Raw genomic sequence first — 22,241 nt, 5'->3', positions numbered from 1 at the left:
TGAAATTAAAAATTAAGAAAATCCGTTAATGCATGATTAAAAATAAAAGACTTTCATACCTATTTTGTGGGTGAGGATGGCTCTGGATTCACACATAACCAACAGGCCAGAAAGACCAAACGCTGTTACCATTAAGCCCTCTTTTATATTGAAAAAATCACTCTTAAACCATGACCGCACTGCTTTTGCCATCTATTGCTGAACACTTTGAACAAAGCAACTTACAACAAATACCAGCAGGCGAGCGGCGCTGGATTGGCAATCTCCCGGGTGCACTGCCATCATTGCTTCTGAGTGAACTGACACAGGCCAGTCAAAGCGCAAAGCAACTGATAGTGATGGTGGCAAAAAACACCACTCAGGTGGCACAGATTGAAGAAGAGCTGCATTTTTTTGGTATCAAGCCGTATTTGTTCCCGGACTGGGAAACCCTGCCGTATGACCGACTGTCACCGCATCAGGAAATTATTTCCGAGCGGCTGGCATTGCTGGCCAACATGCCAAGCACTGGCATTGTGCTGATTGCCGCCAGTACCTTAAGCCAGCGCATTGCGCCGCCAAGCTGGTTGCTGGGTCAGCATTTTGATATCCGTAAAGGCCAGAAATTTGATGTAGAACATGAACGCCAGCGCCTGACACGGGCCGGTTACCGTGCTGTTGATACCGTATTTGAACCAGGTGAATTTGCAATACGTGGCAGCCTGATGGATATTTTTCCCACGGGTCAGCAAGCGCCCATTCGTATTGATTTATTTGATGATGAAATTGAAACCCTGCGCCATTTTGATGTGGAAACCCAGCGCACGACAGAGCAGGTTGAGCAGTTTACCTTGCTGCCAGCCCGTGAGTTTCCATTAATTGAAGGGCGCGGTGAATTTCGGGCGCGGTTTGCAGAAGCTTTTCCGCAGGCCAGTCCCAAGAAAATGCCGCTTTATCAGGATGTCCTTGATGGCATTGCTGCGCCAGGTCTTGAATACTATCAGCCGCTGTTCTTTAGCCGTGATGAGTTTATCGAGGGCGGTACGCTGTTTGACTACTTGCCAAAAGACACACTGATTGCCACTGATATTGCGATAGAAGAATGCCTGAACAGTTTCTGGCAGGAAGTGACTCAGCGATATGAAGACCGCCGCCATAATATTGACCAGCCGATTTTGCCGCCGAATGAGCTGTTTCTCACTGTAAATGAGCTGCTGGGCCGTCTAAAAAGTTTTGGCCGCTTGGTGCTGTCGGAAAATCCCATCAGTGAGCGCGCTGGCGTGTTTAACGTGGTGGCAAATTTGCCGCCCAAACTTCCGATTGACCATAAAGTCAGTGATTCACTCATTAACCTGAAAAACTTTATTGATTTGTTTAAAGGCCGTGTGCTGATTGTGGCCGAAAGTGCCGGGCGGCGTGAAGGCTTAAAAGAATTATTTAAACCCGTTTGGCGTGACTTGGCAGTCTGTGACAGTTTGCAGGAGTTTTTGCAAAGTAGTCATCAGGTGGCTATTGCGGTGGCACCACTGGAACGTGGGCTATTACTGGAAGATTTTGTACTCATTGTTGAAAACCAGCTTTTTGAGCAGCGCGTAGTGCAGCGTCGTCGTCGCAAAAGCAGCGAAGTGTCCGAAGAATTTCTGGTAAAAAGTCTGGCTGAACTGTCGATTGGCGCGCCGGTTGTGCATATTGACCACGGCGTCGGGCGTTATGGCGGTTTGGTAACACTGGAAATTGACGAGCAAACCCATGAATTTTTGCAGGTTGATTATGCTGAAAATGCCAAGGTGTATGTGCCGGTTGCCAATCTGCAACTGATCAGCCGTTATAGTGGCGGCGATCCAGACCATGCACCGTTGCATAAGCTGGGCACGGATACCTGGAACAAGGCCAAGCGCAAGGCACTGGAAAAAATCCATGATGTGGCCGCAGAGCTGTTAAATATTCAGGCACGGCGGCAGGCCAAACCGGGCTTGGCCTTTGAAATTGATGAGCATGCCTACCAGCAGTTTGCAAATAGCTTTGCCTTTGAAGAAACCATGGATCAGGCCAATGCCATTGCAGGCACGCTGTATGACATGAGCCAGGATAAGCCGATGGATCGGCTGGTGTGTGGCGATGTGGGTTTTGGTAAAACCGAAGTGGCCATGCGGGCAGCATTTGTGGCCGTGCATGCAGGCAAGCAGGTGGCGGTACTGGTGCCTACCACACTGCTGGCACAACAGCATTATGAAAACTTTAAGGATCGTTTTGCGGACTGGCCAGTACGCATTGAAGTACTGTCGCGTTTTGGTTCCAGCAAAGACCAGAAAAAAGCCATTGCCGATCTGGCGGAAGGCAAAGTGGATATTGTGATTGGCACGCATAAGCTGCTTCAGGAAGGCGTGAAGTTTCATGACCTTGGCCTGATGATTGTGGATGAAGAACACCGTTTTGGCGTGCGCGACAAGGAAAAAATCAAGGCATTGCGTGCCGATGTGGACATGCTAACGCTAACTGCAACGCCGATTCCACGTACCCTAAACATGGCTTTCTCCGGCATGCGCGACCTGTCGATTATTGCCACGCCGCCCGCACGTCGTCTGGCCGTGAAAACTTTTGTCATGGAGCACAATAACCCCACGGTCAAAGAAGCCATTTTGCGTGAATTGCTGCGTGGCGGTCAGGTGTATTTCCTGCACAATGATGTTGATTCGATTGAACGTGCCGCAGAAGACCTGCGTCGCTTATTACCTGAAGCCCGCGTTGCTGTGGCACATGGGCAAATGCGTGAGCGCGAGCTGGAGCAGGTGATGCAGCAGTTTTATCACAAACAGTTTAATGTGCTGGTATGTTCCACCATTATTGAAACCGGGATTGATGTGCCCAGCGCCAACACCATTATCATTGAGCGGGCAGACAAGCTGGGTCTTGCGCAGTTGCACCAGTTGCGTGGCCGCGTTGGTCGCTCGCACCATCAGGCTTATGCTTACCTATTAGTACCATCCATTAAACACCTGAAAGGCGATGCTGAAAAACGGCTGGATGCCATTCAGCGTGCCTCAACCCTGGGTGCAGGGTTTGTACTGGCCACCGAAGATTTGGAAATTCGTGGTGCAGGCGAGCTGCTGGGCGAGGAGCAAAGCGGCAACATGCAGGCGATTGGCTACAGCCTGTATATGGACATGCTGGAGCGTGCCACCAAGGCCATTCAAAACGGCAAATCACCCAATCTGGATGCGCCGCTGTCATTAACTTCGGAAATTAACCTGCATATGCCAGCCTTAATTCCTGATGATTACCTGAGCGATGTGCATCAGCGTTTATTGTTTTATAAGCGCATCAGTAATGTATCGGAAGTCGACAAGCTCAATGATATCCGCATGGAAATGATTGACCGTTTTGGCCTGCTACCAAAGCCTGCGCAAAACCTGTTTGCCGTGCATCAAATGCGGATTAAGGCGGAGAGCCTTGGCATTGAAAAAATGGATATAAATGTCAATGGTGGCATGATTGAGTTTTCCCCAGATACCCCGGTTGAGGCAATTACTATTATCAAGTTGATGCAGTCCAAACCTACTATGTACCGGATGGAAGGCGGCCAGCGCTTGAAGATTTCTGCCCAGTTGCAGGACACCAGTGAGCGAATTGAGTTTGTTGTGCAGTTGTTGCAGCAGTTGAGTGGTGAGAGTGATAATGTACAACAGCAGGAAGCTGCAAAAGGCTTGAGTGAGGGCAGTGGCAAGACCAAGAAAAAGCGTAAGTAGATGCCATGGTTCTGTCATCACAGCATTTTTCTAACTTGAATTATGCTGTGATCACAGATAAAACACTTTAAGCAGTCCGCTGCCAAAATGTCACTTCAGATAGTGTATGCTGGAATTTGCGTTTGGTTTCCCGAATCACAAATGGAATTTCCTGCGGTTCCTGAATCAGGCAAAAGTGTTTGCTTAATAGCGCTTGTAAGCCGTCAGATGTGGTAAAAGTTTCACCGTCTTTTTTAAAGCCGCCAATCCAGTCCTTTCGTGGTGTATGTTCACTCAGCCAGGTATACGGCGAGGCCAGCATCAGCACACCGCCCACGTTTAACCGTTCATGAATACTGGAAAGAAACTTGGCAGGATCATACAAACGGTCAATTAAATTGGCAGCCAGAATAAAATCATAACCCGTGAGGACAGGTTTTAGGTTACAGGCATCACCCTGAAAAAAACCGACCTTATGCTTGGTGTCTTCCAGCTTTAAACCAGCCAGCGAACGGGATTTATAAGAAACCAGCTCACCTTCATCAATCAAGGTATAGCGCAAGGTTTCACCCTTGGCCAGTTGCACGGCCTGACCAATAAATCGGGCTGAAAAATCAACTCCAGTCACCTGATCAAAATAGCGTGCCAGTTCAAAAGTAGCCCGGCCAGAAGCACAACCCAGGTCCAGTGCAGTATGTTTAGGCAGGCCATCCAGCTGATGCTTTGTTAAAGTTGCGACGGCTAACTCAACCAGTGCCTTGCTAAAATTAGGTACACCAAAATATTCATCGCCATAATGGAATTCGGCATATTCCGACATGAGTTTGTCAGTTTCATAGTGTGAGGCTGGCACAGAATTAATCTCTCCAGAAATAACATAGCGAAAACCAGCGTGCTGGAAAAAATGCCGCCGGAAGGCATAGCGTGCCGAATGCAGGCTTTCATTGCCTGTCGATATCCATGAGCCGCCCTTGATCAGGTTATGCCGTTCATCAAAGGTTGGCGTACTAAAGTCATCATAAATCGGATGGACTTCAAAGCCTTCAAACGGATAAATTGGCGTTTCTGTCCATTGCCAGACATTGCCAACGACATCATAAAACTCGCCCTGTGCAAACTGGTTCACCGGGCAGCTTGAAGCACCATGATCCAGATGAATATTGGCCTGAGCTGGTGCTGCACCGACATCACGAATACTAGCTATATCATACAATCGATACCATTCATCTTCAGTAGGCAGGCGCACCGCGTGGCCAGTTTGCTGCTTTTTCCAGTTGCAAAAAGCCTTGGCTTCATGATAGTTCACTTCCACGGGCCAGTCCCATGGCATGCAAACTTCTTCAGTCATCAGGCGTAAATACCAGCCATCCGGTGCTTTACGCCAAAATGTTGGATGCTCAGCGTTAGTAAATTGTAGCCAGCCTTGACCTTCTTCTGTCCAGTATTCAGCAGTTTGATAGCCTTTGGCTTCTACAAATTCCAGAAATTCCTGATTGCTCACCAAAAACTTTGAAGCTTCAAAGGCAGTAATTTCTGCGTCATGCACGCCATATTCATTGTCCCAGCCATAAAAAGGACTGGTTTTATCTTTGGCTAATCGTACTTTGCCCGCAGCCACATGAATCAACTGATTTTCCGGCGCAACACCACTGTAATTATTGGGCTGCCAGTTGGGTGAAGATTTGACCATTGAAAGGTCATGCTGGCGAATTAGTACGGATGAGGTTTCCAGATGGATGCGCTCATGCTCAATCCCCATAATGATGGCCCACCACGGGTTTTCCCAGTCAATTGGCATGTGTAATGGCGCATGGTCAATTAAATCTAGTACCAGCGTACGAACCTTGTCCCGATAGGCCTTAACGTCATGCACGCTGGGCCAGTCATAGTTAGCTTCATTTAGGTCATCCCAGCTCATTTCATCCACACCTACCGCAAAAATGGATTCCATGCGCTGATCGACACGTTCATTAATCAGGCGAGCAAGCAGTAATTTATTGATAAAAAACGTGGCAGTGTGGCCATAATAAAAAATCAGCGGATGGCGCAGGCTGATGGGCTTGATATAAAACGCATTCTCACTGGCCAGACAGTCAAACAGCGATTCGTAAGTGTTGAAAGTGTCCAGAAAATAATGCCGCAAGGTACGGCGCATGGTTACTTGGTCACTATCGCGTAAATTAGGCGTGCGTGAAAGCAGGGCAGAAGACTTGGTTATATTGTGCTCATCATTATGAAAAGTACCTATTGCTGGCTCAGTCTTATTCACAAAAGTAGAGTTTTGATTAGTTTCTTTATTCGCACAGTCTTGACGTGAAATTGCTTTTTTTTGGATACAAGCTTCTGAAAACATTTGTGAATTCCTCATTGATTGGCTTACAGGTCACATGAAAAATGCAGAAAACCAATAGCTGTATTAGCCTGCATTTTGGTTTTATGATTGAAACCTGTAATAAAACCCCGATTTAATACGCGCATTGAACTATTAATTTAGTGAACAACTAAAGTGAGCATCTAATTTGCTAAGACTGGTAGTTGTCTTTTGCTAGTTGCTTAAGCCAGAGTGCCAGATTTTCTTATATTGTTAAGTAACGATATATAGTGTGCTGCATAGTAAATTGGTATCTAGCATTTTAAATATAAAGAATTTATTGCAGCTTTTGTGATTTTGCTTACTTTGAATTCATCAATAATGGCAATAAAAAAGAGCCGCAAAAGCGACTCTTTCTTAGGCAATTAATCTATTTTAGGCGACCTGCTTGGCTTTTACTTTTACAAAGTTATAGGCACTTGGCTTGATCTTGCGGGTTTCTAGCCAGTAGCGCCAGGTGTAACCCGGCCAGATGGTAAAGTTTTTGCCATCGGCTTGCTGATACCAGCTCACACAACCACCATTTTGCCACACGGTGCCTTTTAGTTTCTTTTGCACGTTGTCATTAAATTCGGCCTGAACGTCCGGCTTCACGTCCAGATAATCGGCCTTTTTCTTCTCAACGGTTTTAATGGCGTCCAGAATATAATTGGCCTGCGCTTCAATCATAAAAATAATCGAATTATGACCCAGCGCCGTGTTTGGCCCAACCAGCTGGAACAGGTTTGGATAGCCCGCAACGCTAATGCCATAATAGGCTTCGGCACCGTCTTTCCAGTCATTCATCAGCTCGCGGCCATTCAAGCCGGTGCAGGGGAAATCTTTCATGTAAATGCGCGGGTCAACAATAAAGCCGGTTCCCAGTACTACACAATCCGCCTCGCGATGCGTACCGTCTTTGGTGATAATGCCAGTTTCAGTAAATTCCTGAATGCTGTCCAGAATCAGGTCAACATTTTTGCGGATAAAGGTCGGGTAGTATTTATTGGAAATCAGAATGCGCTTACAGCCCATCACATAATTGGGAGTGAGTTTCTTGGCCAGTGCCTTGTCGCCTTTCACCTGATAGCGAATAAACAGTTCAATGGCTTTTTGCGCCGTTTCCATAATTTTTGGATGGAAAATTGGCATTACGCGCGATTCATTGCTCCAGTACAGACGGGCACGGTGAATCTGGCGGGCAAATGGCACTTTTTCAAATAATGTTTTGTCAAAGTTGCCATATTTACGCTCATCACGTGGAATAACCCAGGCTGGCGTACGCTGATAAACATCGAGTTGTTGAACTTTCGGCGCGATTTCAGGAATGTACTGAATGGCACTACCGCCTGTACCAATAGAAGCCACTTTTTTACCCGTTAGGTCGTAGCTGTGATCCCATTGCGCAGAATGGAAAATCTTGCCCTTGAACTTTTCCATGCCTTTATAGTTTGGAATTTGCGGCACATGCAGCGGGCCAGAGGCCAGCACCACAAATCTGGTTTTGAGCACAGAGCCATCTTTCAGGTTTAGTGTCCAGAGCGCGCCTTGTTCATCAAACTGTGCGCCTACCACTTCGGCATTGAATTTCAGGTATTGACGCAGGCCAAATTTTTCCGTGGTTTCTTGAATATAGTTATAAATCTCAGGACGTTCAGCATAGCGCTTGGACCAGTCAGTCTTTGGCGCAAACGAAAAAGAATACATGTGGGATTGCACATCGCAGGCAGCACCCGGATAGCTGTTTTCACGCCATGTTCCGCCCACGTCATCGGCTTTTTCCAGCAGTAAAAAGTCTTTACGGCCTTCCTGTAGCATGCGGATTGCCATGCCCAGACCACCAAAACCAGCACCAATAATGACCATTTCCAGCACGCGCAAGGCATCGGAAGATGATCCACCATTCATTTTCGGGTTTACTGAAGCATTCATGTCAGGCTCCTGGGCAACAGTAGGTAAGACATTTTTTTCAAGAAAAAATGTAATTTGGGGGCAATACTAAATAAGTGCGCGATGATAAACCATGCTAAGGTTGACATGAAAATTGTTTTTTTCGGCAAAAGCACTTTTTTGTAAACTGTGCTACATATTCTGTTTAGTGAAATTTGCTTTTATCAGTTTTAGTAAAAGCATGTGTTCATCACTATTAAGCTAGTGATGCAAATTGATGGCAAGGGAGAACTATGGCCAAGCGTTCAGTGCTGGGATTATTGTATTTATTGCAGGGTTTGCAGGCTGCTGGCGAAGACACGCAGGCCATTTTGCACAATCTGGCACTGGATATGACCCAGCTTGATCCTTCAGCCGCTATTGACCTTGAGCTGGAATATGCCATTCAAAAGCAGATTGTCGGGCAGATTCGCCATCCGGCCATTGGCTTGTATATCGGCCAGCAATTTAATCTGGCAGGCTATGGACCGCTACTCATGCTACTGATGACCAGCCCGGATTTGCAGGAAGCCATGCGACTGGGCGTTTATTATCAAAAAATCACTTTCTTGTTTGGCAGGCTTGCCTTAAGGCAGCAACAGGATTTAACCATCCTGACCTATGATTCTGTGGAAACTGATCCGGTGTTGCATCGTTTCCGGGCGGATGCTGAAATTGCAGGCACCTTAAAGCTGCTAAAAGACATGCAGGCTGCATTAGGAATCCATATTGCACTAGAGCGGATTGATTTACCGTTTAGCGCACCGCGTGATGAGCATATCTTGCAGCAATACCAGCAGTTTTATGAAGTGCCGCTGTATTTTGACCAGCCCTGTGGCGCGTTTTACTGTAAAACAGTGGCGTTAAATCACCGGATCATGGTGGCTGATGCAGCTACCCATCAGCGCTATCGACAACAGTGCGATGAGGTATTACAGCACTATTTACAGGAAGAGCAGCAAGCTGTATCCATTAAAGAGCAGGTACTGGATTACCTAAAAATGCAGTTGCATTTTTTGCCACCAATTGCTGCGGTAGCTACTGCCTTGGGCTTGTCTGAGCGTACCTTGCGCTATCGGCTGGCGGAACAGGACACCAGTTTTCGCAAACTGCGCGACCAGTTGCGGTATGAGCAGGCCTGCCAGTTGCTATTATCTACTGCGGATTCCATTGAGCAAATTGCCGAAAAACTGCATTACAACGAAGCCTCGGCGTTTGCCCATGCCTTTATGCGCTGGAGTGGCCAAAGCCCAAACCAGTACCGCAAGACGCAGCAGGCTAGGTAGACAATAATAGACAGCCTGTAAAAAGATCAATCTCTATTGGCTTTAATGATTAGATTTTAGTCTTAGCCTATTACAACTGGCAGGCAAACCCCTTAATATACAGCTCTGCATTGAGCAGGCCATGTCAGGCATGGTGATCACAGGCTCATGTTGTAGGCAGACATTTATTCCATAAATTAAGGTTTGAGGGTTACGCCAATGACTGATATTCAAATTGCTGCGCCAGCAGGTTCATTGCAGGTACGGGCACTTTGGCAGCAGTCTGAGCGTATCGTGCTCATTTGCCATCCCCATCCTTTATTTGGCGGCACGATGGACAATAAAGTCGTGACCACACTGGCCCGTTTTTTTAAAAACCAGAATGTGTCGGTTATTAGCTTTAATTTCCGTGGGGTGGGTAGTAGTAGCGGCCAGCATGACAATGGCATGGGCGAAATTGATGATGCGCTGGCTGTTCTCAACTGGATCATTCAGCAAAACCCGTTTCAAAACCAGTCTGATTTTCAACCTCGTCAATTGTATCTGGCCGGATTTTCCTTTGGCGCATACATTGCCGCAGCCGTGGCTTCACGCTTTAACCAGCAGCAAATCAATGCAGAATTAACCGAATTTAAGCTGGTTAAAACCTTTCTGGTTGCGCCGCCAGTGCATCATTACCCGATGCATGAACTCAGTCTTGCCAAAGATACCGTAGTACTGATGGGTGATCAGGATGAAGTGGTGCCGCCAGCCGAGGTGATATCATGGGCAAACCAGCTTGATCTGCAACTGGTCATGATGCCGGGTTGCAGCCATTTTTTTCATGGTCATTTGCCGGATTTAGGGCAGCAACTGGTACAGCATTTTCCCTGATTGTGTGACATCTGTTCTTAAGCCACCCCAACGTGATTTAAGACGTTTCAAACCCGCATTTTTTTAGATTTACTGAGTCCACGCAGTTTTAGAGCAGCCTATATGAGTATTGAAGCGCCAGAACATCCCAGAAATCCTTATGCGCCGGATGCGCGTTCTCCCGAGCAGCGCTATACGGATGCGCTGGCGTCTGGCCAATTTATGCCGGATGAAGAGCAGGGCGCGGCCATTCATGCACTGGATGAGGTCTGGCAACAACTGATCCAGCGCTATGAGGCCACCAAAAAACCATTTGGCCGGTTAAGGCAGCCTGCGGTTCCCAATGGGGTTTATATGTGGGGCGGCGTGGGCCGTGGCAAAACCTGGCTCATGGATCAGTTCTTTGACGCAATTCCCTTTCGCCGCAAGATGCGTATGCATTTCCATCATTTTATGCAGCGCGTGCATAAGGAACTTAATAGCCTGACTGGTCAGCGCGATCCCATGGATACCGTGGCAGACCGCATTTATGAGGATGCTGTGGTGATTTGTTTTGACGAATTTTTTGTCACCAATGTCACCGATGCCATGATTTTAAGCGACCTGTTCCAGAAGCTGTTTGACCGCGGTATTACGCTGGTTGCTACCTCTAATATTGCACCGGACGGCCTGTATAAGAACGGTATTCACCGTGACCGCTTTTTGCCAGCGATTGCCATGATCAAAAACCGCTGCAAGGTCTTAAATGTGGATGCCGGCATTGACTACCGCCTGCGGGTACTCAAACAGGCGCATCTGTATTTATCACCGCTCACTCACGATGCCGAAATCTGGATGGCCAAACGCTTTGCCGCCTTAACCTGCCAGCATGAATACTCAGATGAACCAATTACTGTCAATGAGCGCCAGATTGAAACGCGTGGCCGCACCGAAGACACGTTATGGTGTGATTTTGCCGAGCTTTGTATGAAGCCACGGAGTCCAGCGGATTATATTGAGCTGGCCAATACCTATAACACCATTTTGCTGGGTAAAGTGCCTGTGTTAAATGACAATATTGCCGATGCCACGCGACGGCTGATTTATCTGGTGGATGAATTTTATGATCGCCGGGTCAAGCTGATTGTGACCGCACAGCAATCCATTCTGGAGTTATATCAGGGTGAAAAACTGGCATTTGAAATTGAGCGTACCCGTTCGCGTCTGCTGGAAATGCAATCTGATGAATACCTGCAGGCCGAACACCGACAAGTTGAATCCTAATCAGGTTAAATTATAGTCAGGCTAAGCCCTAGTCAGATTGAATCATAGCCTTATTAAAATGCCCAAGCTGCTTCATCTGTAATCTAATCCAGAGGAAGCAGCTTTTTAATGACAAGCAGAAATTAAGCCTGCATCAGATTTGGAGTATTCATGCTGTATTTCTGATAATCCCGATACCAGACCTGATGGCTATATAGGCCTTTTAACAGTTCAGGTGCTAACTGGTCCTGATAAACCTGCAATTTAAGTGACCATAAGCCCCACTGGTGCTGGTCCAGAATAATAAAATTATTGGCAATAAAACGCTCGGAAGCTTGCAGGATTTCTGCATCATCCTGTGAAGCATGTTCTAGTGTAATGCCCAAGGTGCGTTGTGCCAGATTGGATACAATATATTGCTCCGGTGAGTAGCGCCATAAGCGGTCTGGCCAAAGATCATTGGCAGGTTTTGGACGGGTTTCAAACCAGCGCGAGGTTGCAGGCTCATCCATTAGCGGGCAATCAAACAGTTTTTTTAAGTCTACTGTGAGACCAAAATAAGCCCAGTCCGACACATGAAATGGTCGTGGCTGAATTCTTTCAGTTTGCTTGCTTTGTGGATTGTACGGCGTGGTTTCATATTTTAGGCTATAAACCGGGAAGCCAATAATGCGTTGTTCCAGTACATGCCACGGCGCATCCACATGATGGAACTGGTCAAAATAACTGCTAAACAGCGGATGGAATAGCAGCAGGTCACTCCGAATTTTTAGCGTATATTTGGTTTTTACCTGTGCCAGCCCGGCCTGGGTTGAATAAATCAGCCGGTTGCCATTGTTATACAGGTTTTCTGCCTTGGCATTTGGTTTATAAAAATTGGTCGTGCCCGGATCATCAAGCTGTAAAATAATATCAGCATCCAGTCCGTCAATCGGCTGGCCTTTCCAGGTGGATAAAATTAAGGTGGCTTGCGGCAAATGCTGCCTCAGTGCTTTAAGTACCTGCCGGGTAATACCATTAGGTGCCAATGGCGTCATATTGCTAAACACAGGCCCCTGAATCACCACGCTAATGTCACGACTGTCAATAGGTTGTAATGGCGTGCCAGATGCATTGGCTGATGGTTGTGCGTTGCGCTGAGTTTGTCGATGCGATAATGCAGCGGGCGGCAATGCAGTGCTTTGAATATACTGCATCATTTGCGCCGCGTTTAACTTAAAAAAATCCTGATGCTTGATCATTTTTTCTGTCATTTCTAGAGCGTAATCTGATTGTCGGTGTCGAATTCTTTAATCAAAAGGTCGTTAATCGTTTTCTATCTGGCTCAATTTATACCGCAATCTGGGTGATTTGGCTGTTCATGAGCAAGGGCATGCGTGGCAAGGCGTTTTCCAGTTCTTCTGGCGTGCCAAGGCAGGTAAAATTCTCACAATTCAAGCACTGGATATAATGTCCGTCTTCAATCGCACGGTTATACAACGGGGCAATATAAAACTCACCCTGTTCGGTGATGTCGTTCATTAAGGAATGCTTGATGGAATACATGAGCCAGGCGCTATCAGAGAAATAATAGGTTCCAGTAGACGCAAGTCGTGAAATAATTTTCTTTTCCCGCACTTCAACCACCCGGTCAGGCTGTTCATCGTGGGTACGTGCAAAACTCCAGCGCGCATCATTTGGGGCTGATTCAAACACCACCAGGCCGCCAAACACATCATCATCCGGCATATCCATGCTTTGAAAAGCTGTATCGGCATTATGAATCAGGGTCGGCTGGGTCAAATCCATCAGGTCGTGCGCCAGATAAACCGTTTCTGCCTGACCACGGCTCAGGTTTTCCAGCACCTTAATGCGCGGCTCAAACATGCCATAGGTTTTGTTGATGTCTGCGATAATCTGTTCGGTAAAGGCATCTTCACGCACAATAAAAATCAGCCGTGATGCATATTCCAGTGGTAAAGAGTTGGTCGCCCACTGATACATGGGTTTGCCTTGCACATCAATCAGTGGCTTTGGCGTTTTAAAACCGGCTTTGCTAAAGCGTGAACCTGCACCTGCCATAGGAATAACAATGTTCATTTCAAGCTCCTTGATTCGGATAATTTGATTCGGACAATATTTTTAAGCTGAAACTCAGGCACTTTCAGTGACAGTGGCGCTAGGCATACTAGCCATTGTCGTGCGCTCCGAGGAATCAGCTTTGTTGTTGCATGTAATCTGGCCATCAGCCGTTCTATGTATTTGGGTAGGATTGGTTTTGGCAGCATCATCAATGAGCAATGTATTAAGCTGTTCAACCGAGATGTCATGCCAGTTGCCATTGAAACGATAGCCCCGATCATCAATGTAAATATCCGCATTGGGTTTGCCAAACCAGATTTCATCGTATTCAATCTGGTGGTCTTCAAGCCATTGCAACAGGATTTTTCCCTGTCGCGCAATAACCATACCCACATTGGCATCACAGGTTTTCATGTGCCGGGCAGTGGCTAAAATAATGTAATGTCCAGCCTGGCGTAGTGTTCTAAGTTTTTCGACTGCACCGGGTAGCGGTTGTACTTCGGCATAGGTCTGGTTTGCCTGTCTGATTTCACAAAGCGTGCCATCAATATCAATACATAAACGCATTTTCAACCTCTAGTTTTTATACGGAAATTACTTCTTCAATTGTCTGCGGTTTTTTTTGTGCCACTTCGGCTGACCAGTTTTGCTGATGGGTAATAGCTATAGTGTTAGCAGGCTTGTTATGTAGCTCTAACCCATTTTTAGCAGAAGATTTAAGGCTGTCATAAACCGTATTAAGTAGCTTGAGTCCAGTTAGTAAAAAGGCAACCTGACGTTTGGGCTGGTCACGGTGCAGGGGCAACATGGTTAAAAACAGCAGGCTTTCCAGCAAAATCAATTCATGGCGTGCATAAGGGGTTTGAGCAGCGATTTTGTCAAACAAGAGAGTTTGCAGTTTTTCCAGATAGTCTGACTGCGGCATGGTGAACTCAAAATTCAGGCCATCCTGTTCCAGCCGGAACAAGTCATTAATCATAAAATCATAACGGCCATGCACTGAATGCAATACCTTGGCAAGGTCATAACGTGGGTCGCCCTGGTTGACTGAACCAATAAAATCACCACGTGGGTCAATCAGCCGTAATACGCCACTGCCGGGTTCAAACAAAATATTGGAAAAACACAGGTCACCATGCATAAAACCCATTTCTACATTACTGCTGAGTTGCTGAATCTGATCCATTAGCCATGGCTGTAAGCTGCTAAAGCCTTGCAAGGTCTGTCCGTTAAGACAAATGGTTTTGGCATCAAGAATTTGTTCAAGTGCGGCACTGGTTTTTGCCTGTGCCAGCCGTGCATTTAGTTTTTGTGCATAAAACTGATTCAGGGCTTCACTGTCAATCAGCCGGGAAGCCTCATTACAGGCATGAGCATCAAGGCTGCTTGTCTTGGTAAATTGCTGATGGATAAATAGCAGACGGTCAAAAATGTCATCCCAGCTTTCCATAGGCAGGGCGTAGTACACAAAGTATTGCGACAAGGATTTATAGGGATAGTATTCCAGTGAATACCATGCTGTATCAGCTCCAGTGCCTGCATTATCAACACTGGAGCTGATACCGGAATCAATCAGTCGTGGAAAGTAAATTTGCAAGTGTGCAGGCAGGCTCTGGTAAAAATGCACTTCCTGCTGTAGTTTTTTGACTTCACTGGATTGCTTGGTTACTACACCCATTTTCTGGTCAATAGACACCTGATTAAAACAACGGCTTGCGACCATGCTGTCATTATTGCTGTCTGCTAAAAGACTGTCGTCCTCAGACTTGAGCAGAATCTCTTCACAGTGCTGATTCACTTGCTGAAAACAGCGCTGAATTCTAGAGCCGTGCGACAGCGTAGCTGCTGTACGCATTGCGCGATAACGATGGGCAAAGCCTTTAATATCCAGCCAAAATCCTAACGGCTCTGAGGCCGCCACCGATGAGTTTTTATGGAGTGGGTCAGTGGTGGAATCTGAAGTAGGGCTGCTGGTCAGGCTTTCCTTAACCCAAACCAGCGGACAAGAGTGATGTGGATCAATTTTTAAATATTGCAGGGGATTAAAGCTGCGACTCTGGATTTTTTGTACCCAGACAAAAGAAGGATTAGCCGGATCATGCCGTAAAAAAATATTAATGTAGTGTTGCAGATACTTTTCACCCTGCAAGGTCAGGCCGCCGCCCTGCTCAAAAAACCATGAATCCCGCACTTGCATGCATTTAAAGGTGCAGGCCGGATAGAGCGACTGTAACTGCTGGATTTGCTGTTTAACAATGCCATCGACCTGAAACAGTGCAATCAGGAATTTTTTAAATCCATGAGCAATCAGGTTTTCAATCTGTGTGTAGATTAATGGCCTGCCTTTGCTCATTGACCATGCGGTTGAGTGACAATTGAGGCTGTTTAATTCTGCAAAATCCAGATGATGACTTTCAATGAGAATAGTCCAGTCAAAGACCACAGGAAATTTTTGGCAAAACATAGCCGCAGCAAGAGCCTGAGTCATTTATCATTGCCTCGTTTTTAAAATCAAACTGCCACAAGCAGAATCAAAATTGTTTTATTAAGTCTGTGTGTTGGAGCATTGATTAAAGGCGATAAGTAATGTGGCTGTCGTTTTACGTTTTGTGTGGAAACACGAACAATTTGTAGTCATTGTTACGCGCCCGATGGGTTTTGAGTGAGTTTAAACCACTTTACACTAGCGTTTGACCAATTAATTTTTATTTAATAATGGCTTAAAAAAGCCGTAAGCCTTAACAAAAATGTCATCTTGGAGTGTGACGTATCACACATTTTACTGTGGCTCAGGATTCTGCTTACGGTATTGGCTGGGCGAGTAGCCATAAAACCGCTTAAAGGCCTGGCTAAACGAGGTTTCTGAGGCGTAACCTACTTTTTCAGCAATGCGGGCAATACTTTGCTGGTTGTTATAAATCTGGCTTTCACGCAAATGCCATGCTGCTAGACGCAAGCGGTGAGCGGCGAGATAGGCCAGTGGGGTATCACCCATTGTACTGCTAAAGCGTTCGGCAAAAGCAGAGCGTGACATGCAGGCCAGACTGGCCAGATCAGCAACCGTCCACGGCTTTTCTGGCTCTGCGTGAATGGCACTCAGCACTGGTGCCAGTTGAGGGTCACGTAAAGCAGTCAGCCAGTTTTCCGATCCTTCCGGTAACTGTTCAATATGATCACGCACACATTCAATCAGCAGCATACCTACCAACCGGTTGAGCAGGGTGTCACGTCCGGGACGGCTGCGTTCGGCTTCCAATGCCAAAAATTGTAGTCCAATCTGTAACCAGGGCGGTGCGCCTGTGCCCATGGCATTGCTAATGGTCATAACCACAGGCAAGGCAGTCAGCAAGGGTCGCGCCATGTCCACATCCAGCAGGCAGCGAATAGTCAGCAGCAAGGCCTGCCCCCGGCCAGGATCACCCAGAAGCACCGGATCATTACGGTGGCCATTAAATTCGGGGTACAGGTTATGGGATTTGATATGTGCTGCATTGGCACTACAGCCATACACCTGATGCTTTTTACCACTCGGAATAATGGCAATATCGCCGCCCTGAATTGACAGTGGGGTGGTCATGCCGCTCTGGTGATCAATATGCAGTTTGGCATGGCCAAACAGTACAATATGAAATACAAACTCGCCCTGGGTATCCAGACAGAAATTCCAGTCATTTCGACCTGAAACATATAAATATTCAGCACCACGCATATGTATATCGTCGAGAATTTTACTTAAAGCATCCATGGCGGGCTCTGCTGTGCAATGTTTCTGGTCTTTATTACAAATGATGTCAAAAGTGTCTGCAATAGATTTTTTGGACGATCACCACTGGCAGTTATTCTACCATTGGTCAATGATAAGGTCATAGAGTCTATGATTGCCGGAGTGAAGTTTCATGAACGCCAACACCCCGATGGCCTTGCTTAAACAGCGAGCCACTGAAAACGCCAAACATAAAGATCCCAAGCGCTATTTGTGGCTGTTAAGCCCTGCCTTGCCGCTCATTGGACTAGGTGCAGCTGCAGGATACGCCATTGCCCCCAAAAAGCTGCGTGTGCTGGCTGGTCTAGGGCCAATCATGATGCATGGCGTGATTCCACTGATTGACAAGATAGTGGGTGCAGATGCTGAAAATCACCCCGAAGAAGCCATTAAAGAGCTGGAAAACGATCCATATTATATGCGTATCGTTAAAGCCTATATTCCAGCCCAGTATTTGGCAACCGTGGTAGGCGCCTATGCTGCAAGCCGCAAGGGAACCCCGTTAATTGACCAGATTGTTCTAGGAATGTCGGTGGGTGCCGTCAATGGCATTGCTTTAAACACAGCGCATGAACTAAGCCACAAATCTGAAAAGGTTTATCATTATTTATCACATCTGGCACTGCTGCCAACCGGTTATATCCATTTCCGTATTGAGCATCCGTACGGACATCACAAGCGCGTTGCCACGCCGGAAGATCCGGCATCGTCACAAATGGGTGAAAGCTTCTGGCAGTTCTGGCCACGCACCGTCGTTGGGAGCTTCAAATCAGCCATTGAAATCGAGACCCGCCGTCTGGCACGCAAGGGCAAGCAATTCTGGTGCCTGGACAATGAGCTGCTACAAGGCTGGGCCATGTCTGCGGCATTTCATGCCGCGATGATTGCGATATTTGGCCGCCGGGTCATTCCATATATGCTGACTCAGGCCGTCTATGGATTTACCCTGTTTGAGGTAATCAACTATCTTGAACATTACGGCTTAAAGCGTGAGCAATTACCGGATGGTAAGTATGTGCGCACCATGCCGGAACACAGCTGGAACAGCAATAGCATGGTAACCAACCTGTTCTTGTACCAGCTGCAGCGTCATTCTGACCATCATGCCTATCCAACCCGCGCCTTTCAGGCCCTGCGCCATTTTGATGACGTGCCACAATTGCCAGCAGGCTATTCTTCATTATTGCTGCCAGCCATCATTCCACAGTGGTGGTTTAAATTAATGGATCAGCGTGTGGTGGATCACTATAAAGGTGACTTGAACAAGGCCAATGTGCATCCCAAAGCGCGTGCCCGCCTGTTTGCCAAATATGGCGTAGTCGATCAGTTGTTAACCAAGGTTGGCAAGCTGGCTGAAACTGAATAGGCCAATTGCACAAAAGTTGTTGTTGCTGTAGCTGTACCCTGCGACCCGTCAATTGACGGGTTTTTTATGGCAAACTGGCCAGTGCATGTTCCGGGTTGTTCCACGGTGACAGTATTTGCTAAGGTGAAACCCTGCAATCAGCAAAATAGTCACTTCAGGGAAGCCACGACATGGAATCAAATATTATTGTACAACTGCTGCCACTGGCGCTTGCAGTGGTGATGATGGGCTTGGGCCTGGAGCTTAGCCTCAGGGATTTTGCCCGGGTTGCGCAGCATCCAAAAGCAGTATTTATTGCGCTGGTTTGCCAGCTTATTGTGCTCACAGGGCTTGCCTTTGTTATTACCCAGGTGTTTAGCCTGTCACCTTTACTCGCGCTGGGCATGATGCTACTGGCTGCATCCCCGGGTGGTGCCACTGCCAATTTGTACAGCTATTTGTTTAAGGGTGATATTGCATTGAATATTACCCTGACAGCCATTAATTCCATATTGGCAGCCTTTACCCTGCCGTTGATTGTTAACTGGGCCAGCCGTTATTTCCTCAATAGCGATGAGCAGCTTAGCTTGCAATTCTCCAAGGTTTTGCAGGTATTTGCCATTGTCATTGTGCCGGTTGCCATCGGCATGGTGGTGCGCCATTATGCGCCTAATTTTGCTAGGCGCATGGATAAGCCGGTCAGGGTTTTCTCCGTGGTTTTGCTGGCGCTACTCATACTGGGTGCATTGTTTCAGGAAAAAGACCATGTGGTTGAGTATCTGGTGCAGGTGGGTACAGCAACATCATTGTTTTGCATTCTTAGCCTGTGTGTGGGCTATGTGGTTCCACGTTTGTTGGGAATTGGCGAAGCTCAGGCACGGGCCAGCGCCTTTGAAATCGGTAACCACAATGGCACGCTTGCCTTAACCATTGCGCTTAGCTTAATGAATAACATGACTGTCGCCATTCCTGCTGCGGTCTATTCCATGTTTATGTTTATTTATGCCGCAATCTTTGGCCTGATTATTAGCAAAGGCAAATTTAACAAAACAGTTCCGGTGCCAACCACTTCAATGCATAAATCCTGATGGGTAAATTATATTAAAAAGTAATTAAATCAAGCCTGCTTAAGCTCAGCAGGCTTTTTATTTGAATAAATGGCAGTAGATGCTACAGGTTAAAACAAATTAACATTGAAAGAAATTAATAAAGCCAGCAGAGCATTCAATAAGCTCATAGCAAGTAATATTACTGCTCACTGAAATCCAGCATCGTCCAAAATAAATTCTGGTAACTGAAATACTTTTAAGCGGTCACGCATGGTTGTTGCAAGCAAATAGCTGAAAATAGATCCTTAACTATTACTATGGCGAATGACAAAAGTAGACTATAATTGCCGCCTGTTTTTTAGCCTGTAGACATCAAGATGCATTATCCTAAAGCGTATGACGTGATTGTGATTGGTGGTGGTCATGCCGGTACTGAAGCCGCGCTTGCTGCTGCCCGTATGGGGCGACAAACCCTGCTGCTCACGCATAATATTGAAACTTTAGGACAAATGAGCTGCAATCCTGCCATTGGCGGTATTGGCAAATCACATCTGGTGCGTGAAATTGATGCGTTGGGTGGTGCCATGGCGCTGGCCGCCGATAAAGGTGGTATCCAGTTCCGTGTACTCAATGGCCGTAAGGGCGCAGCGGTGCGGGCAACCCGTGCGCAGGCTGACCGTATTTTGTACAAGGCTGCCATTCGCGATGTACTGGAAAACCAGCCTAATCTGGATATTTTCCAGCAGGCTGCTGATGATCTGGTGGTTGAAGGCGATACCGTTAAAGGCGTTATTACGCAAATGGGCATTCGCTTTGATGCCAAATCTGTCGTGCTTACTACCGGAACGTTCTTGGGCGGCGTGATTCATGTGGGTTTACAGCAGTCCCGTGGTGGCCGCGCGGGTGATCCACCATCCATTGCACTGGCAGACCGTTTGCGTGAACTGAATTTACCGGTTGGCCGCTTAAAAACCGGAACACCACCACGGATTGATGCGCGATCAGTAGACTTTTCAGTCATGACGCCGCAACCGGGTGACACCCCAACGCCCGTGATGTCTTTTATGGGTGACGTGTCGATGCACCCGCAGCAAATCAATTGCTATATCACGCATACCAACGAACAAACCCACGATATTATCCGTAGTGGTCTGGATCGCTCACCCATGTACACAGGCGTGATTGAAGGGGTAGGGCCGCGCTATTGTCCATCTATTGAAGACAAAATCCATCGCTTTAGTGATAAGGACAGCCATCAGATTTTTCTGGAGCCAGAAGGCCTAACCACGCATGAGCTGTATCCAAATGGGATTTCAACCAGCTTGCCGTTTGATATCCAGTTTAAGCTGGTACGCTCAATTAAGGGCATGGAAAATGCGCATATCCTGCGTCCCGGTTATGCCATTGAATATGATTATTTCAATCCGCAGGCACTTAAGCCAACACTGGAAACCAAGTCGATTAAAAACCTGTTTTTTGCTGGTCAAATTAATGGAACAACAGGTTATGAAGAAGCGGGTGCACAGGGCTTGCTGGCTGGTTTAAATGCAGCTCGCCGGGCCTGGGATCAGGACGGCTGGACGCCTAGTCGTGATCAGGCTTATATGGGTGTATTGGTCGATGACCTGATTACGCTGGGTACCAAAGAGCCGTACCGTATGTTTACCAGTCGTGCCGAATACCGCCTGATGCTGCGTGAAGACAATGCTGACCAGCGTCTGACTGCTATTGGCCGGGAAATGGGACTGGTAGATGACGCACGCTGGGCGCATTTTTGCGAAAAAATGGAAAGCGTTGAACAAGAAACTGCACGTTTAAGGGCATTATGGGCAGCGCCTAATAACAAGTTGGGCCAGCGCTTTGTGGAGCAAACTGGCGAAGTGCTGAGCAAGGAATGCAATGCCATTGACTTGCTCAAGCGTCCAAACGTAACGTTTAACCAGATCGCTGAACTCACAGGTTCAGACGTTTCCCAGTTGGTGGGTGAGCAAATTGAAATCAGTGTTAAATACGCGGGTTATATTGATCGCCAGCAGGACGATGTTGCGCAACTGAAAAAACTGGAAGAAAGTTTGTTGCCGATTGATTTTGACTACGATGCGGTATCCGGTTTATCCCGTGAAATCACCCAAAAACTTAAAGATGTGCGTCCGGCCAGCTTGGCGCAGGCAGGCCGTATTCCTGGGGTCACGCCAGCGGCGGTACATTTGCTGATGGTGACGCTGAAAAAACAGGGTTTAAAGCGGGCTAGTTAATATAACTCTTCATTCTATAAAGTATAGTTTATAACCTGATAAAGCATAAGGCAGGGAATCGTGGCAGTGATTAAAATTCGGCGCATGATTACCCTGTTTTGCAGTGTTCTGATTTTAAGTGCTTGTGGTCTGAAACCGAAAAGTCCTGGGAACGAGGGCGAAATTGTCACCTGGAAATTTAATGACCGCTTTATTATAAAAACAAACTAGGTAAGCGGCGGCACCATATTCCTGATATGAAATGCCTAAGATGTGAAGCAGAATTTTATCGTCCTCAATATGTTTATTATATTGGCCAGTTTCCGATAGACCATCAACCTATAAAGTTTGAAAAACTTGATGAACATACAGCCAAAACGCTGCCAGTAAAAGCAATGGATCTTCCATATGGGCTTGAGTTTTATTTGTATTTTAATGGTCCTACAG

13 protein-coding genes and 1 pseudogene are annotated in these 22,241 nt (G+C 46.8%); 7 read left to right on the top strand and 7 right to left on the bottom strand.

Annotated features, from left to right (window positions below):
* Positions 1–170: 170 nt before the first annotated feature.
* Positions 171–3,647 (top strand): annotated as a pseudogene (gene mfd, locus E2B99_RS02250) (transcription-repair coupling factor); the annotation flags it as partial.
* A gap of 145 nt (positions 3,648–3,792) precedes the next feature.
* Here mfd and ovoA read toward each other — a convergent pair.
* Positions 3,793–6,057, bottom strand: a complete 2,265-nt coding sequence (gene ovoA / locus E2B99_RS02245) for a 5-histidylcysteine sulfoxide synthase (RefSeq protein ID WP_134243372.1) — start codon at positions 6,055–6,057, stop codon at positions 3,793–3,795.
* A 393-nt stretch (positions 6,058–6,450) separates the two neighbouring features.
* Positions 6,451–7,986 carry a flavin-containing monooxygenase gene (locus E2B99_RS02240; protein WP_240687694.1) on the bottom strand — a complete coding sequence of 512 codons (1,536 nt, stop codon included), beginning with the start codon at positions 7,984–7,986 and terminating at the stop codon, positions 6,451–6,453.
* Positions 7,987–8,237: 251 nt separating this feature from the next.
* Between E2B99_RS02240 and E2B99_RS02235 the strand changes: the two genes are divergently transcribed.
* The 3 genes from E2B99_RS02235 (at position 8,238) to zapE (ending at position 11,363) form a co-directional block, all read left to right on the top strand.
* Positions 8,238–9,269, top strand: a complete 1,032-nt coding sequence (locus E2B99_RS02235; protein WP_134243371.1) for an AraC family transcriptional regulator — start codon at positions 8,238–8,240, stop codon at positions 9,267–9,269.
* 198 nt (positions 9,270–9,467) lie between these two features.
* A complete protein-coding gene (locus tag E2B99_RS02230; protein WP_134243370.1) occupies positions 9,468–10,121 on the top strand; it encodes an alpha/beta hydrolase in 654 nt (217 codons plus the stop codon).
* Between the two features lie 102 nt (positions 10,122–10,223).
* Positions 10,224–11,363, top strand: a complete 1,140-nt coding sequence (zapE, locus tag E2B99_RS02225) for a cell division protein ZapE (RefSeq protein ID WP_134243369.1) — start codon at positions 10,224–10,226, stop codon at positions 11,361–11,363.
* Between the two features lie 122 nt (positions 11,364–11,485).
* On the opposite strand, the gene E2B99_RS02220 is transcribed toward zapE, so the two are convergent.
* From E2B99_RS02220 to E2B99_RS02200, 5 genes are all read right to left on the bottom strand, one after another.
* Positions 11,486–12,541: a WavE lipopolysaccharide synthesis family protein gene (locus tag E2B99_RS02220; RefSeq protein ID WP_166738964.1), complete on the bottom strand. Its 1,056-nt coding sequence runs from the start codon at positions 12,539–12,541 to the stop codon at positions 11,486–11,488.
* Positions 12,542–12,671: 130 nt separating this feature from the next.
* The gene (locus tag E2B99_RS02215) at positions 12,672–13,421 is read right to left on the bottom strand and encodes an NTP transferase domain-containing protein (RefSeq protein WP_134243367.1); all 750 of its coding nucleotides are present in this window, start codon (positions 13,419–13,421) and stop codon (positions 12,672–12,674) included.
* Between the two features lie 54 nt (positions 13,422–13,475).
* Positions 13,476–13,970 (bottom strand): HAD hydrolase family protein, encoded by a 495-nt coding sequence (locus E2B99_RS02210; protein ID WP_134243366.1) that lies wholly within the window; start codon positions 13,968–13,970, stop codon positions 13,476–13,478.
* A gap of 16 nt (positions 13,971–13,986) precedes the next feature.
* Positions 13,987–15,891 carry a phosphotransferase gene (locus tag E2B99_RS02205; RefSeq protein WP_134243365.1) on the bottom strand — a complete coding sequence of 635 codons (1,905 nt, stop codon included), beginning with the start codon at positions 15,889–15,891 and terminating at the stop codon, positions 13,987–13,989.
* 291 nt (positions 15,892–16,182) lie between these two features.
* On the bottom strand, positions 16,183–17,148 hold the full coding sequence (locus E2B99_RS02200; RefSeq protein ID WP_134243364.1) for an AraC family transcriptional regulator: 966 nt from the start codon (positions 17,146–17,148) through the stop codon (positions 16,183–16,185).
* A gap of 169 nt (positions 17,149–17,317) precedes the next feature.
* Here E2B99_RS02200 and E2B99_RS02195 point away from each other — a divergent pair, with 169 nt between their 5' ends.
* The 3 genes from E2B99_RS02195 to mnmG all read left to right on the top strand — a co-directional run bounded on the left by E2B99_RS02195 (position 17,318) and on the right by mnmG (position 21,815).
* Entirely contained in the window at positions 17,318–18,532 is a 1,215-nt protein-coding gene (locus E2B99_RS02195; RefSeq protein ID WP_240687695.1) for an alkane 1-monooxygenase, read from the top strand.
* A 170-nt stretch (positions 18,533–18,702) separates the two neighbouring features.
* Positions 18,703–19,599, top strand: coding sequence for a bile acid:sodium symporter family protein (locus E2B99_RS02190; protein ID WP_134243362.1), 897 nt, complete (start codon positions 18,703–18,705; stop codon positions 19,597–19,599).
* A 338-nt stretch (positions 19,600–19,937) separates the two neighbouring features.
* Complete coding sequence (mnmG, locus tag E2B99_RS02185) at positions 19,938–21,815, top strand: tRNA uridine-5-carboxymethylaminomethyl(34) synthesis enzyme MnmG (protein ID WP_134243361.1); 1,878 nt, start codon at positions 19,938–19,940, stop codon at positions 21,813–21,815.
* Positions 21,816–22,241 lie beyond the last annotated feature (426 nt).

This window comes from Alkanindiges illinoisensis (assembly GCF_004377485.1).
GTDB lineage: Bacteria > Pseudomonadota > Gammaproteobacteria > Pseudomonadales > Moraxellaceae > Alkanindiges > Alkanindiges illinoisensis_A.
The sequence above is the reverse complement of the archived record's forward strand: the minus strand, read 5'-3'. Positions and strand labels throughout refer to the sequence as shown.

Excerpts from the sequence above, each read along its gene's own strand:
- ovoA (WP_134243372.1), bottom strand. The coding sequence starts at position 6,057 with ATGTTTTCAGAAGCTTGTATCCAAAAAAAAGCAATTTCACGTCAAGAC.
- E2B99_RS02240 (WP_240687694.1), bottom strand. The coding sequence starts at position 7,986 with ATGAATGCTTCAGTAAACCCGAAAATGAATGGTGGATCATCTTCCGAT.
- E2B99_RS02235 (WP_134243371.1), top strand. The coding sequence starts at position 8,238 with ATGGCCAAGCGTTCAGTGCTGGGATTATTGTATTTATTGCAGGGTTTG.
- E2B99_RS02230 (WP_134243370.1), top strand. The coding sequence starts at position 9,468 with ATGACTGATATTCAAATTGCTGCGCCAGCAGGTTCATTGCAGGTACGG.
- zapE (WP_134243369.1), top strand. The coding sequence starts at position 10,224 with ATGAGTATTGAAGCGCCAGAACATCCCAGAAATCCTTATGCGCCGGAT.
- E2B99_RS02220 (WP_166738964.1), bottom strand. The coding sequence starts at position 12,541 with ATGATGCAGTATATTCAAAGCACTGCATTGCCGCCCGCTGCATTATCG.
- E2B99_RS02215 (WP_134243367.1), bottom strand. The coding sequence starts at position 13,421 with ATGAACATTGTTATTCCTATGGCAGGTGCAGGTTCACGCTTTAGCAAA.
- E2B99_RS02210 (WP_134243366.1), bottom strand. The coding sequence starts at position 13,970 with ATGCGTTTATGTATTGATATTGATGGCACGCTTTGTGAAATCAGACAG.
- E2B99_RS02205 (WP_134243365.1), bottom strand. The coding sequence starts at position 15,891 with ATGACTCAGGCTCTTGCTGCGGCTATGTTTTGCCAAAAATTTCCTGTG.
- E2B99_RS02200 (WP_134243364.1), bottom strand. The coding sequence starts at position 17,148 with ATGGATGCTTTAAGTAAAATTCTCGACGATATACATATGCGTGGTGCT.
- E2B99_RS02195 (WP_240687695.1), top strand. The coding sequence starts at position 17,318 with ATGGCCTTGCTTAAACAGCGAGCCACTGAAAACGCCAAACATAAAGAT.
- E2B99_RS02190 (WP_134243362.1), top strand. The coding sequence starts at position 18,703 with ATGGAATCAAATATTATTGTACAACTGCTGCCACTGGCGCTTGCAGTG.
- mnmG (WP_134243361.1), top strand. The coding sequence starts at position 19,938 with ATGCATTATCCTAAAGCGTATGACGTGATTGTGATTGGTGGTGGTCAT.